The organism is Pseudomonas fluorescens, from assembly GCF_001307275.1.
In the GTDB taxonomy this organism is placed as follows: domain Bacteria; phylum Pseudomonadota; class Gammaproteobacteria; order Pseudomonadales; family Pseudomonadaceae; genus Aquipseudomonas; species Aquipseudomonas fluorescens_AA.
Window position 1 is genome coordinate 5264028 of record NZ_CP012831.1, and the last position, 13594, is coordinate 5277621.

Annotated in this window: 13 protein-coding genes; 3 read left to right on the top strand and 10 right to left on the bottom strand. The window is 59.2% G+C overall.

The genetic code is table 11. The features are described 5' to 3' along the window. Positions 1–28: 28 nt before the first annotated feature. From AO356_RS23500 to AO356_RS23520, 5 genes are all read right to left on the bottom strand, one after another. The gene (locus AO356_RS23500; protein ID WP_060741784.1) at positions 29–1120 is read right to left on the bottom strand and encodes an acyl carrier protein; all 1092 of its coding nucleotides are present in this window, start codon (positions 1118–1120) and stop codon (positions 29–31) included. Positions 1121–1239: 119 nt separating this feature from the next. Beyond that, entirely contained in the window at positions 1240–3003 is a 1764-nt protein-coding gene (locus AO356_RS23505; RefSeq protein ID WP_060741785.1) for an FAD-dependent monooxygenase, read from the bottom strand. Between the two features lie 3 nt (positions 3004–3006). Continuing rightward, complete coding sequence (locus AO356_RS23510; protein WP_060741786.1) at positions 3007–3618, bottom strand: HAD-IB family hydrolase; 612 nt, start codon at positions 3616–3618, stop codon at positions 3007–3009. Then, the gene (locus AO356_RS23515) at positions 3608–5128 is read right to left on the bottom strand and encodes a class I adenylate-forming enzyme family protein (protein ID WP_060741787.1); all 1521 of its coding nucleotides are present in this window, start codon (positions 5126–5128) and stop codon (positions 3608–3610) included. The genes AO356_RS23510 and AO356_RS23515 overlap by 11 nt, the downstream gene beginning before the upstream one ends. An 81-nt stretch (positions 5129–5209) precedes the next feature. Next, complete coding sequence (locus AO356_RS23520) at positions 5210–6223, bottom strand: SDR family oxidoreductase (RefSeq protein ID WP_060741788.1); 1014 nt, start codon at positions 6221–6223, stop codon at positions 5210–5212. A gap of 513 nt (positions 6224–6736) precedes the next feature. Here AO356_RS23520 and AO356_RS23525 point away from each other — a divergent pair. Then, complete coding sequence (locus AO356_RS23525; RefSeq protein WP_060741789.1) at positions 6737–7333, top strand: TetR/AcrR family transcriptional regulator; 597 nt, start codon at positions 6737–6739, stop codon at positions 7331–7333. Positions 7334–7343: 10 nt separating this feature from the next. Here AO356_RS23525 and hisM read toward each other — a convergent pair whose 3' ends face one another. The 5 genes from hisM to AO356_RS23550 all read right to left on the bottom strand — a co-directional run bounded on the left by hisM (position 7344) and on the right by AO356_RS23550 (position 11458). After that, positions 7344–8045: a histidine ABC transporter permease HisM gene (gene hisM, locus AO356_RS23530; RefSeq protein WP_060741790.1), complete on the bottom strand. Its 702-nt coding sequence runs from the start codon at positions 8043–8045 to the stop codon at positions 7344–7346. Continuing rightward, positions 8042–8731: an ABC transporter permease gene (locus tag AO356_RS23535; protein ID WP_060741791.1), complete on the bottom strand. Its 690-nt coding sequence runs from the start codon at positions 8729–8731 to the stop codon at positions 8042–8044. Before AO356_RS23535 ends, hisM begins: the two co-directional genes overlap by 4 nt. A 24-nt stretch (positions 8732–8755) precedes the next feature. Next, positions 8756–9526: an ABC transporter substrate-binding protein gene (locus tag AO356_RS23540; RefSeq protein WP_060741792.1), complete on the bottom strand. Its 771-nt coding sequence runs from the start codon at positions 9524–9526 to the stop codon at positions 8756–8758. Between the two features lie 61 nt (positions 9527–9587). Then, positions 9588–10442: a PfkB family carbohydrate kinase gene (locus tag AO356_RS23545; RefSeq protein ID WP_060741793.1), complete on the bottom strand. Its 855-nt coding sequence runs from the start codon at positions 10440–10442 to the stop codon at positions 9588–9590. A gap of 2 nt (positions 10443–10444) precedes the next feature. Continuing rightward, positions 10445–11458 carry an SIS domain-containing protein gene (locus AO356_RS23550; RefSeq protein ID WP_060741794.1) on the bottom strand — a complete coding sequence of 338 codons (1014 nt, stop codon included), beginning with the start codon at positions 11456–11458 and terminating at the stop codon, positions 10445–10447. Positions 11459–11704: 246 nt separating this feature from the next. Here AO356_RS23550 and AO356_RS23555 point away from each other — a divergent pair, with 246 nt between their 5' ends. Together AO356_RS23555 and AO356_RS23560 are read left to right on the top strand one after the other, a co-directional pair. Then, positions 11705–12496 carry a GntR family transcriptional regulator gene (locus tag AO356_RS23555; protein ID WP_060741795.1) on the top strand — a complete coding sequence of 264 codons (792 nt, stop codon included), beginning with the start codon at positions 11705–11707 and terminating at the stop codon, positions 12494–12496. A gap of 182 nt (positions 12497–12678) precedes the next feature. Then, entirely contained in the window at positions 12679–13590 is a 912-nt protein-coding gene (locus tag AO356_RS23560; RefSeq protein ID WP_060741796.1) for a bifunctional helix-turn-helix transcriptional regulator/GNAT family N-acetyltransferase, read from the top strand. Positions 13591–13594 lie beyond the last annotated feature (4 nt).

Consider the following 13594-nt stretch of genomic DNA (forward strand, 5'->3'; position numbering starts at 1 on the left):
CCGGATTCCATTCCTGTTGCTGCTGGGCTCAGCTCAGCCTGGCCAGCAGCGACAAGGCATCCTGGGGCGTGCGACGGGACATCAGCGCTTCACCGGCAAATTCGCTGGCCGAGCACTGCTGCGCCATGGATTGGCAGAGCGTCTCCCGGGCAAAGCCGTTGAGACCCAGTTGTGCGAAGGGCGTCTGGATATCGATCGCCTGCGCTGCGTCCGGGATCAACGGCGACAAGGCGTTGAGCAGCAGGTTTTCTTCCTGTCCTTGAGTGTTCGTCGCGGCAGGGGAAGGCGTCTCGCAAGGCGTCGCTTGTGGCTGGGGATCGGCCAGGGCCGCTTGAATCAGGGCGATGGTTGCCTGCGGGAACCTGGCATTGGCCAGCTCGGAACTGTGAGCCTTGAGCTGCGGCCACAGGGCGACTACCGACTCGAGGAAATCCAGCTGCACCAGCGAATCCAGGCCCAGGTTTTCATAGCTTTGTGTCGGGTCGATCTGCTCGACCGTAAAGCCGGTGATCGCCGACAGTTGATCGAGTACCCAGCCCTGGACATCCACCGCCGGTGCCTGCGGATCGGCTTCGAGCCGTGCCAGCAAGGCGGTCGGGGTCGGGGCATCGAAGAGCTGCGAGGTGAGTGCTTTCTTTTCCGGGAAGTGCTGGGCCAGGGATTCGAAAATATCCACCAGCCCCAGCGAGTCGATCCCCAGGCTTTCGAAACTTTGATCGAAGTCGATCTGTTGCGCCTGGAACCCGGTCACCGTGCCGATTTCGCTGCGCAACCATTGCCCGTAGCTGAGTGCGGTGGCCTGTTCGACGGTTTCGGCGGTGGGCACCGGAGCCAGTATTGTCGGGTTCGAGTGAACAGGCTCCAGCACCGCAACATTCTGGCTGACGGGGGCGGCGATCCCATGGGCATAAACACCCTCGAGAACTTGTTGATGAGCATTGAAATAGTGGGCCGTGACGGATTCGGCCTGTTCCAACACCCGCAGCAATATCGCTTCCTTGGCGATATTGGATTCGCACAATGATTCAATGATCTTTTCGGACAGAGAGAAATAGCTGTGGGCTATTCTTCCGTTGGACACGATGAATTCCTGCACCACATCGTTAAGTTGCATGCGCATAAGGTTCTCCTAACCAAAGTCGGTCGATATTTCTATACAGAAGAAAGACCAGAAATCGCGGCCCAGGACTGGGCCGTGTTTATATCAATGAAGCAAACTGGCAGTAGCCATGGAGCGACTTAAAGTTGGAGTTCCATTGCGTCGATCTCGCGAGTCAGCGTTTTTCTGGCACCCTTGAGCAACCCGGACCTTACGTTCAGATACGTCACCAGCGTCATTGCATCGGCGCCCTGGAAAGCGATGTAGCCGTCAGGACGAATCAGCATCAACGTGCCTTCCTTGGCGTGGTAGCGCTTGTGCAATCGCCAATCGGGGTCCAGCAGTGTCGAGTGCCAGGCCGGTAGCCCGGCGCTGCTCAGGGCGTCGATCACGCAATAGGCCTTGATGCCCGGGTAGTCCTTTTCCACCGACTCGGCCAAGGCGTAGTAGCCCGGCAATAACGGCGAAAACTGATCGGCCGCGCTGAAGATCAACAACGTGAACGTGCCATGAAACAGGTCGATCAAGCGTTTCGTGGGCAGCCCTTGCAGTTGCCACAACTCGACATCCGGCGCCAGTTGCCCGGCGCGGGGCGCGGCGGTCTGGAACTCGGGTTTTTTGCCTTTTTTATTCCAGTTCTGGCGCTGCTTCTTCGTCAGCGATTCTTGGATGTAGTCACTCTTGTCATAGTGGTACTGATGACCGGAAATCATTGACGGCAACCTGCGCTGGACCTTTTTCCGGTTGCTCAACAGCGGCAGGACATGGTCGCGCAGCCAGACCAGGGCGCGCCGCCGAACGGTAATCAGCCGTGTCAGGCGGTGTGCGGTGTTCTCGACTTCCAGGGCAACCGGATAACGCTCTTCGTTGTAGCTGTCGAGCAAGGACGGGGCCGCCAGGCCTTGGTCGACATAAGCGATTTTCCAGGCCAGGTTATAGGCCTCGGAAACCCCCAGGTTCATCCACTGGCCACCGATGGGGCTGCCGATGTGCGCCGAGTCCCCCAGCAGGAACACCGAGCCTTGCTGCATCGTTTGCACGCGGCGATGCTGGAACGAGGCGATGGTGGTCGATGAGATATTGGACAGCGTCATCTTTTGCCCGCGTCCTTCGCACAGGCGCTGAAAGTTCTCCAGGCTCAAGGACGGGCGCTCGCCTTCGGGGGGCAGGTTATAGGGCATTTCGATGAACAGCCGATAACGGGACTGGGCGCTGATCGGTGCGACGGCCACATAACCGTCCTGCGCACCCAGGAAGAACGCGCCCTCATCCTGGCTGCCGGACCATTGGATATCGGCATCGGCCAGCATGAAGAAGCGGTCGTAGGACGAACCTTCGAAGGTCATGTCCAGGCGTTTTCTGATGTTGCTGCGAGCCCCGTCACAGGCAGCCACCCAGCGACTGGTGAAGGTTTCGTCGGTGCCGTCGGCATGCTTGAGCGTCATGCGTACCGAACCCGGCAGGTTTTCGATGTCCACCAGTTCGGTGTTCCATTCCACCTCGGCGCCCAGTTCCTTCAACCGCTCCAGGAGAATCTTCTCGGTTTGCGGCTGTGGCAGGCTCAAGAGCAGGGGATAGGTCGCGTCCAGGTAGGAGAAGTTGTAGTTCAGCACCCGCCTGGCGTTCGACTGCACGGAGAATTGGTTGATCGTGAAGCCGTCGTGGATGGCTTGCTCGGCAACGCCCAGGTCTCTGAAGATTTCCAGGGTCCGGGAGTGGATCGCCATGGCCTTGGTCGCCGTCGAGGGTCCGGCGTTCTTTTCAATGATGCGAAACGCCACACCCCATTTTTTCAGCATGATTGCCAGGGACAGGCCAATGGGGCCGGCGCCGACGATCATGACGGCCGGGGCGCTGCCAGGGCGCTTGAAATGCTGGGGGGCCAACGTGCTCAGAGTGTTCATCAATCAGTACCAGTTTTTGTAGAAGGGAGAGTTGGCAATGCCGAGCAGGGCATCGTCGCCCGATGAGTCGCCGTAGGCATAAATGTAAAAATCATCAAGGTTGCTCAGGCAGCCTTTGAGCCGCGTGACTTTCTCTCGCTCTACACAGTTGGTACCGGCTATCGCGCCAGTCAGTTTGTTCTTCGCCGTGGCCAGGCGGGTGCCGCACACATAGTCGAACCCCGCGACCCGGCCCCAGGGAATCAGGTAGTTTTCCGGCGAGTTGCTGACCAGGGCGGTGACGTGCCCCATGGATTGATGCCATTGCAGCCGCCGCAACGCCTCGGGCCTGAGCCAGCGCGGGAGCTGTTCGCTGATGAAGTACTTGGCGTGCTCGCGTTCTTGTTCCACCGACAACCCGCCCAGGTAACAGGCGATGAAAGCCAAGCGCGCTTGCATCAGCGGTGTGATGCCCAGGATCACGCTGAGCATCTTGGGCAGCAGGGGAATGATCCTGAGCCAGAACGCACGGGTACCCACGATAAAACGCATGTAGCGCCAGAACGTGTGGCGGTCGGTCAATGTGCCGTCGAAGTCGAAAACGGCCAGTACCGGTTGGGTGCTGTTAGCGTGCATGTGCCTCTTCCTTGAGCGAGATGATCTCGATGGTCTTGGGCAGCTTGAAGCCCGACAGGTAGCGCGAAAGCAGGGTGGAAAGCGCGTTCTGGGTCAGCTCGCCGGTCCCTTCGACGCACAGGTGCAGCACGTTGACTTCCTTGTGGTCCGGGACGATATAGGCCCTGGCCCGCACCACATCGGGGTGCTTGAGGGCGATGGATTCGATCTCCACCAGGTCGACCATCTGCGCCTTGATCTTCGAGATCCGCAGGCGTTGGCAAAAGAAAAACACATGCCCAGCGTCGTCCCGCCAGACCAGGTCACCGCTGTGGAACCAGCCCTCGCGGAAGAACCGGGCATTGCTGTCCTCGGCATCGTTGTAGCCGTCGATCACCATCGCGCCGCGGATCAGCAATTCACCGATGCGCCCGGGTGCCACGTCCTGGCCCTCGGCATCGACAACGCGCAGTTCCACGCCGGTGATTGGCTGGCCCATGGCGCCGCGGTGGACCTCGCCGATCGAGCTCTGGACAATGACTGGCATGCTTTCGGTCAGGCCATAGCCTTGCAGCACCGGGTTGCAACCCAGCAGCTTGCCCAGTTTCTCGGCTTCATCGGCCGGCAGGTGGCTGCCGCCGGAATAAATCATCAGTTGCGGGTGCAGCGGCAACGGCGTGCCTTTGCGTTTGGCCAGGCGCGTATTGAAGTAGCGGATGACATCGGGCACCAGGCAGGCGAAGGTGACCTGGTGCTCGGACAAGACTTCGGCCAGGTCGCGATTGAGCAGGGTGTTGGTCATGAGCAGGGTGGCGCCCACGCTCAAAGGGAACACCATCATCACCGACAGGCCGAAAATGGCATACAGCGGCAGCGTCACCAGGTGCACCGAGCCGACGCCCTGCAGGTGAAAGTGCTCGTGCAGGCCATCGCTCGATTGCGTCAGGTCGAGGTAGCGGTGAGAAACAGCCAGGGGCCTGCCGATACCACGGTAGGTGAACTGCACCGAGACGATCGGATTGCCGTCGGGCAACGACAAGGGTTCGAGCTGTCGAGGAAGTCCAGAGGCGGCCGTTGCATGGGCGGGCAGGGGCGATGACGGTTCGCTCCCACCGTCCAGCACCAGGGAGTGCCTGACGCCGTTGTCCGGCTGGAATACCTCGCTGTGTTGTCCCCACAACGGTTCGGTCGTGACCACCAGCGTCGGCCTGGCGAGGCTGACGACACTGTTCATTTCGAAGGGAGTCAACTTGTAGTTGAGGATGACCGGGATGGCACCCCGCCCGATAATCGCCAGGTAGTAAGCGATGAACGCCACCCCGTTGGGCAGCACCAGCGCTACTTTATCGCCTGGCAATACACCGAGTGCCGTCAGGGTACCGTTGCAGGCTTCGGCCTTGATGCGCAGCTCGCGGTAAGTGACGGTCTCTTCTTCCGTGTCCAGGTGCCGGATAGCAACTTGCTCGGGGAACGATTCCGAAAAACCGACAAAACGATGCAGAAAACCTTCTTTATATGAAAGGCTTTTCATTTACCAACCTCTTTCAATCCTTGGATATAGGGCGCGTCAAAATAAGTACTACTGAGGCAGGCTTTATATGAAGTGTTTCAATTAAGCATCTGTGTAGTTGTTATTCCGATACCAGTCCAGGGTATCGGTCAGGGTTTCAGCGACAGGGCGGAACTGGCATTCCAACTCCCTTGAACTTTTGTTGTGGCTGAAATGGGTACGGCCTTGTTCTTGCGCCATGAGCTTGACCGTGGAAGTACTGATGAGTACCGGTTTCTTGGTAATCCGGTAATAACCTTCATAGATCAGCGCGATGATTCGCAGCATGAACAAGGGCACTTTTCGTTCCGGGGCTTTCACGCCACTGACGCTGGACAGCGCCTGGAAAATGCTTTTCATGTCCATGTGATTGCCGGCGGCGAGGTAACGCTCTCCGGACCTGCCGCGGGTGATGGCCGCGATTTGATGTTCGGCCACATCCCGGGCATCGACGACGGAAAAGCTTCCGGGAAGTACGCCGGGCAATTTCTGTCCGACAAAGTCGAGCAGGAACTGGCCCGAGGAGGTCGGGCCGATATCCCCCGGGCCGAACATCCACCCTGGCAAGACCATGGCAATGAACATGTCCGGGTGCTGCGACAGGAATTGCTGGACCTTTTGTTCGGACAATATTTTGCTCAAGTAGTAATCGTCAGCCTCCTGTTCACTGCGAGACATGGTTTCATCGATCACTTGATCTTTATTGCCCTTCAACACGGCGATGGAAGAGGTGTGCACAGCACGACGGATGCCGGCGGCATAGGCGGCTTGCAACAATCGCTCGGTGCCGGTCACATTCGTGTCATAGAGTTTTTGCCAGTGTTTCCCGCCTTTGTAACTGTCGCGGAAATAGGCCGCGGTATGAAACAAGGCATCGCACCCTTGCAGGGCATGGCTGAAGGCATCGACATTGAGCATGTCGCCTTCGACCCATTCCACGGGCAGGCTGGCGAACTGTTTCTTGGCTTTCTCTGCGGAACGAACCAGTGCTTTTACTTTGATGTTTCGTTTTAACAGTGCACGAACGATATTGTTCCCGAGCAGGCCCGTAGCGCCTGTAACGAAGGCATATTCCATTAAAATACCGCTCCTGTGAGATGACCTGCCATTGCATCGAGACCCGTGTCACGGACGCGATGCCTGGATCAGGCGTTGGGCTCCACCAACGGCGCAATTAAAAACCATTCGGTATCTGAGAATCAAGTGGTATTTAGTAGTAGTGTCAAATCAGTGGCTCTGAACCGGGCCTTACGCAGATTTTTTACGCTGTGGTGTGCCGTGGGACGGTGGGGAAAAATGCCGTTTTGAGGTGGGTAGGAGGCACTCCATCCAGCTCGTCAGGCAAAGACCACAACGGTTTTGACTTGCCTGGGCCCAGGCAAGAAAGTGACTGGGTAGTCATCTTGCGTTCGCCCCAAGATTGTCCCGGTTACATGGCACATACATGGCACGGGATGGAAGTTAAAATGTAAATGATTGAACGAGGTGCGTATAAGATATGATGGCGAAGATGGATTCCATACAGTGAGTAGCCGCTGCGTCGCATTTAGTTACATGTACATAATTTGACTGGCCAAAGGAGCCGAGGGCGTGATTAAAAAGAGACTAGGTCGAGAAGAGAGCCAGCAAGTAACAAGAGATAAATTATTCGACACCGCCACTGAGCTGATGATCAGCAAAGGCTTTCATGCCGCCAGCGTCAACGTTATCGCCGAGGCGGCGGGCTTTTCCAAAGGAGCCTTCTTTTCCAATTTCGCCAGTAAATCGGATTTGCTCCTGCAACTGACTCAACGCTTCAAGCGAGTTGAAATCGATCGCTTGAGCGCGACCCTGGCGTCGGGCTATTCGGCGGAGCAGTTGAGCCATGGCTTGAATGCCTATATCGACACCCTGAAGAACAATACCCGCTGTGCGATCCTCGATGCCGAGTTGCAACTGATCGCCCTGCGGGATGAAGAGTTCTCACAGCATTACTACGACTTGCATGAGGAAAACAGCGAAGCCCTGGGCAAGTTGATTACCATCATATTCAACCATGCTGGCAAGAAACCGCCGCTGGACTATGCCGCGCTTGCGAAGACCTTCACGGCCCTGTCCGAAGGCTTGATATTGCAAGGGCATAAAGATCCGGCGATTGAAATAAAGCTGGTGCTCAATTCGCTCATCCAGACCGCGGAGCCTCTATAGGTCTTCATCGTTATCGCTGATAAGCCAGCAATCGGCGTTCAGCCAATCGGAATACACCCACCAGTGCGCACGCCAGCAACATGTAGAGCAGCGCGGCAATGCCATAGGCCTGGAACGTCTTGAAGGTGGCAGCGTTGACATCTGCCGCGATTTTAAGGATGTCAGGAACGGTCGCGGTAAAGGCGATGGCCGTGGCGTGCAGGACAAAGATCACTTCGTTGCTGTAGGCCGGGAGTGCTCGGCGCAGCATGCTCGGTATCAGCACCAGGAGGAATAGCTGAGTGCGGGTCATGCCCAGGGCGAGGGCGGCTTCGATCTCGCCGCGTGGGGTGGTGCGCAGTACGCCGGCGAGAATCTCGACGGTGTAGGCACAGGTGTGCAAGGCCAGGGCCAGGATCACGCAATGCATGCCATCGCGAAAGAACCACCACAGGCTCGGCGATTCCCTGATGACGCTCAGGCTGGCCAGGCCGCTGTAGATGATCAGCAGTTGCACGAACAACGGCGTGCCGCGCAACACCAGGGTATAAAGCTGGACAGGCAGTGCCAGCCAACGATTGCCATAGGTGCGAACCAGCGCCAGGGGGATCGCCGCGCACAAGCCGATGACGGCGGACGTGACCAATAACCATAGCGTGACGACCAGGCCGCTCCAGCGGTAACCGTCGGACCAGAGAAAGTTCGGTCCGAATTCCTTCAGAATCTCGATCATGACACGCTCCGCGGCGGTTCAACGCTGTAGCGCCGTTCCAGGTGTTTGAGCACCAGGCTTGAAAGAATTGCGAAAGCCAGGAAGATCGCCGCAATCACCAGGTAGAAGAACATCTGCCTCGAGGTCGCATTGCCCGCCTGTTTGGCCACTTGGACCATGTCGTTGAGGCCCAGCAGCGAGATCAGGCCCGCGCTTTTCAGGAGCACTTGCCAGATATTGCCGATGCCGGGCAATGCAAACCGCATCATCTGTGGCAGCCGGATACGCCGCAGCACCTGCCAATGGCTCATGCCATAGGCCCGGGCCGCTTCCAGTTGGCCGAACGCTATCGCCTGGAAGGCACCACGAAAGGTTTCGGCGCAATAGGCACCGTAAATGAAGCCCAAGGTGCCGATCGCCGTACCGTAAGGGTTCAACTGGAGCGATTCACGGCCAAACGCTTCTGCCACTTGGTTGAGTCCGATCTGCGCGCTGTAGTAGATCAATAGCATCAGCACCAGGTCCGGCACACTGCGCACCAGCGTGGTGTAGAGCGTCGCGACCAGCCGCAGCGGTGCCAGTGGCGAGAGTTTCGCCAAGGCCCCGAGCAGGCCAAGCACGAGGGCGACGCAGGCGGCCCACGTGGCCACTTGGACGGTCAGCCACGCACCCTGGAAAATGAGATAGCCGTACCCTTCGAGAAACATGCTTTCAGGCTCCGCGCGGTTGGTTCATTTCGGTGAGATATCGAAGTCGAAGTACTTACTGGCGATGCGTTCGTAGGTGCCATTGCGGTGGAGCCGTTCGAGCGCCTGATTGATTTCCCCGGCCAGGGCGGTATCGCTTTTACGCAATCCGATGCCGGTGCCCGGGCCGAAGATCTCCGGTGACTTGACCACCTCGCCGGCATAGCCGAAGCCTTTGCCTGCGGGCTTTTTCAACAGGCCCTCGGAGACGGCGATGGCATCGTCGAACGCCGCATCCAGCCGACCGTTGATCAAGTCCGAATAGGTCAAGTCACTGCTTTGATAGGGCACCACTTCCACGCCCTTCAGGCCCCACATCCGCTTGGCATAGACTTCGAACACACTGCCTTGCTGCACGCCGATGCGTTTGCCGCGCAGGGATTCGGCCGTTGGTTGCAACGGGCTGCCTTCAGGGGCTACCAGGCGTGCCGGGGTGTCATAGAGGGTGTTGGAAAAGGCAATTTCGGCTTTGCGTGCTTCAGTGATCGAGAGGGCAGAGAGGATCCCGTCGAACTTCCTGCCCTTGAGGGCCGAGACCATGCCGTCGAAGGCGTTTTCGACCCAGACGCAACGGCGTTGCAATTCGCTGCACAAGCTTTCGCCCAGCTCGATATCGAAACCTGTCAGGGAGCCGTCCGGGCGCTTGGACTCAAAGGGCGGGTAGGTGGGATCGACCCCGAAACGCAGTTCTTCATTGGCCCCCCAGGACATCAGCGGGCTGGCCACGAGCATCAAACCGATCAGATATTTTTTCATCGACAGGGTATCCACGACAGGTTGGTAGAGCCGTCCCGGGAGTGGCCCGGGGCAGTACGCATCAGCCTTGAATGTTCAAGGCGTGTTTCAGTTGTTGAACGCGTTGGCTGTCCACGGTCCGCCCATGGCCAAAGCCGCCGGCCCAACCGCACACCTGGCCGGCATGATCGACGCCGCGCGCAAGGCACTCGGCAAGGGGGTGCCGGGCTTGCCACGCCAGCAGGAACGCGGCGATAAAGCCGTCGCCGGCGCCCATGCTGTCAACGAACGCGCAGGGGCGCGCGGCCCGCTCATGCACGCCCTGTGAGTCGACTGCGAGGGCGCCCTGGGCACCGCGAGTGATGACCACCACCGCCGGCCCCTTGGCCCGCATCGCGTTCGCCAGTTCAATGGCTTGCGCCGTCGAGAGATCGGCCGCCGAGAAAAAAGCGACGTCCACGTGCTGGATCAGGGCCTGCCAGTCGAACTCGACCCAGTTGTCCGAGAAGTCGAAGGACAGGCAACCACTGGCCTGGCGAACCTGGGCCAATTGATCTTCCAGGCCGCTGTAGAGGCTGCTGTGTGCCAACGGGAATGTGCCGATATAGGCCAGGTCGTCGGCATCGAGGCGCAGTTGGCGGCACACGCCAGGATCGCTGCCGAGGAACACCCGCTCGCCCTCGACGTTGTCGACGCACGCCCAGCCATTGGCACCCGATAACGTCCGGCAGCGTGAAGCATCGACCGCTTCCTGTTGCAGGCAATCGAGCAGGTACTGGCCGTGCCGGTCATCACCAACGCAGCCCAGGTAGGCACTGCGAGCACCCAGCCGGGCGGCGAATACCGCGACATTGAGTGCATTGCCGCCGGGGTATTCGATGGTCTGGTCCAGGTAGACGTCCAGGGTGTTGTCACCGACCGCGATCAGGCTGGCCATGCTCAGTACTCCGTTTTCCACATGTAGCGGCGGGTCGTCAGTGGCTGTTGGTGCCAGACCGCCAGGTGGGCGGCGATGCGTTCCACGGCGATGCCGACAATGTAGGGCGCGACAATGGCGCGGATCTCGGGGTCGATGCCCTCCATCGGGAAGTCCTTGGCGTCATAGACCATGACCCGTTCCGTGTAGCGCTGGCAGAACCGCACGACGCGCTCCATCTGTGCACGACTGGGGTCTTCGCCTACCAGCAGGAGCAGGGGCGTGGTGGCATCGATGGCTTCGAACGGGCCGTGGAAAAACTCCGCGGCTTCCACCGGCAGGCAATGCAACCACTGGCTTTCCATGACCACGCAGACGCCGAACACATAGGCTGTGGTGAACATCGGCCCCGAAGCAAGGAAATACATGACGCGGTCGTCTTTGTAGAGGCGTGCCTCTTCGGTTGCCCGTTGGTCATTATTGATCGCGGCATCGGCCAGGGCCCTTGGCAATGCCTTGAGCGAGCGGGTGAGCTTGTCCAGCAGCGGCCAGCCTTCGCGCTTGGCCAGGATCCCGCCGATCAGGGCCTGGAGCGTCATGAAACAACCGAAGTAGGCTTCGTCGGTACGTCCCAGCAGGAAGCAATGCTGGACGGCCTGGGCCAGTGGCAACTCGGCAGTTTGCGTCACGCCTACGGTGAGGCACGGCTTGTCTTGCAGAAAGCGTGCGGCGGCGATGGTTTCCTGGGTCGTGCCGGACTTGGAGGCGAGGACCACCAGGGTGCGCTCATCCAGGCGCGGTGGATCGATGTCCATGAAATCGGCCGGGAAATAACGGCGCACTTCCAGCGTGTGGCTGTAGCGTTCAAGCCAGTATTGCAGGCCGAGCATGATGCGGTTGGGAGCGCCGCAGCTGACGAAATAGATGCGGTCGATCCGCGAGGCCAACTCCTGGCCGAACTGCTGGGCGTCGTCGACGATGTGCACGGATTGCTGCAAGGAACTGATGAATGCTTCCCGGTTGAACTGGATCGCCATGTGAACTCCTGGGCCTTGTTAAAGGGTTCATGCTGCTGTCATGAACACGATTTAGACCAAAAGCTATACCATGAAAAATACCATTACAAGGATTTTTCCCCATGGTCTAATAGGCTTCCTAAGGGATTTCTACGGTGTTCCGCGAGGCGGTTTTGCCGCTTATGATCAAGCTGGCGGGTTTGCGACATTATTTTGGGGTTCCACAGTCGCAATGCAGTGCCGAAAAAATAATCCAGGATGTAGACCATGAAAGTAACGCCTCCAAAGTCTTCCGACGTTGCGCTGTTGGCGCCCGAACGCAAGCAGGTGGCCTGGCAGGCTGTGCAGGCCTTGCTGGAGATGCTGGAACGCCCGGAATTCGGGCCCACTGAACGGATCCCGGCGGAACGGGATCTTGCCGAGCACCTGGGGATCAGCCGGATGACCCTGCGCAAGGCGCTGCAGACGCTGATCGATCGCGGGGTCCTGGAGCGTCGGGGCAATCGTGGCACCTTCGTCACGGCGCCCGGTGTCGAACGGCCGCTCAATACCGTCGCGCGCAAAGGTATCGCTGAAGTGGTCGAGCAGGCTGGCGCCCGGCCGGGCAGTAAATTGCTCTACTTCGAACAAACCCAAGCCAGTGCTCGAGTGGCGAAACTGCTGAAAATCCAGGAAGGCGACCCCTTGCTGACCATCAGGCGCCTGCGCACCGTGGATCAAAAGCCATTCTGCATCGAGACCAGTTACATCCCGGCCGCCCGGGCACCGGAGCTGGTGGCGGGGGACCTGATCGAGGGGGCTTCGTTGTATGCATTGTTGTTATCGCGCTACCAGATCGAAATAGAGAGCGACGAGGGCACGCTGAGCATCGCCACGATGAACGACCAGGAGGCGCGCTTGCTCGACGTCGAGCCCGGGACGGCGGCGCTGGTCTACCGGGGCGTGATCTTCGACCGCCAAGGGCAGCCCGTGGAATACCTGGTCTCGATCAACCACCCTCAGCGCGTGGTGTTCAAACTGGCGGACAGTCGGGTCAATAGCCTTCATGGCGATCATTAGGTGCTTGCTCCATTCGCTGCGCGGCGTGGCTGTTGCTCCTGGGATCTGGGCTGGAAAGCTTGACTGAACGCACGGATGGGTATTTAGTTGTGCGGTACAACCAAATACCCATCGCGCCCGAGGTTCCCGTGAATCATTGCCCACCAGATCTGATTGAGAACATCCGTTCGGCGTCGCGTCTCATGGTGCGGGAGCTGGGGTTCATGCATACGACGTTGGCTGCGACGGATTATCCGCCGTCGTCGGTGCACACCATCGTGGAGCTCGGCAATCGCCAATCCCTGACCGCGGGCGAGCTTGTCGAGCTGCTCGGCCTGGAAAAATCCAGCGTAAGCCGGATGGTTCGCAAGCTCATCGAGGCCGGCGAGATCGAAGAAGTTGCCCATGAACAGGATGCGCGGGCCAAGAGATTGCGACTCACCGCCCAGGGGCAAAACACCCTCTGCGCCATCGATGCTTTCGCCACGCAACAGGTTGTCGCGGCCATGGCTCACTTATCTGACGGGCAATGTCAGACCGTGAGTGAGGGGATTGCCAGCTATGCCATCGCGCTACACGCCCATCGGCTCGGTACAGCGCCGCCCGCGCCGGCGCAGTTGGAGATCGCGCGTGGCTACCGTCCTGGCGTCATTGGCCGCATTGTGCAAATGCATGCGGACTATTACGCCAGGCATTCGAACTTCGGCCAGTTGTTCGAAAGCCTGGTTGCATCGGACATGGCCGAGCTGATGGGGCGTCTGCACAATCCGCGCAATGAGGTCTGGGTCGCCCTGGATGGCGAACGAATAGTCGGTTCGATTGCCATCGACGGCGAAGGCGAGGGCGGCAGTGCGGTGCTGCGCTGCTTCATCCTGGATGATTCGGCGCGTGGCAAGGGGGCTGGCAGGCGCCTGTTGGCCGAAGCGATGAAGTTCTGCGACGAGTGGGGCTTTAGCTCAACGATCCTCTGGACGTTCCAGGGGCTCGACGCTGCTCGCAAGCTGTATGAAGCGTTCGGTTTCAGGTTGGAGCAGGAGCAAGAGGGACAGCAATGGGGGCGACCGGTTACAGAACAGTGTTTTGTCAGGCCGGGCCCAACCGTCGCGCCAATTTGAATCC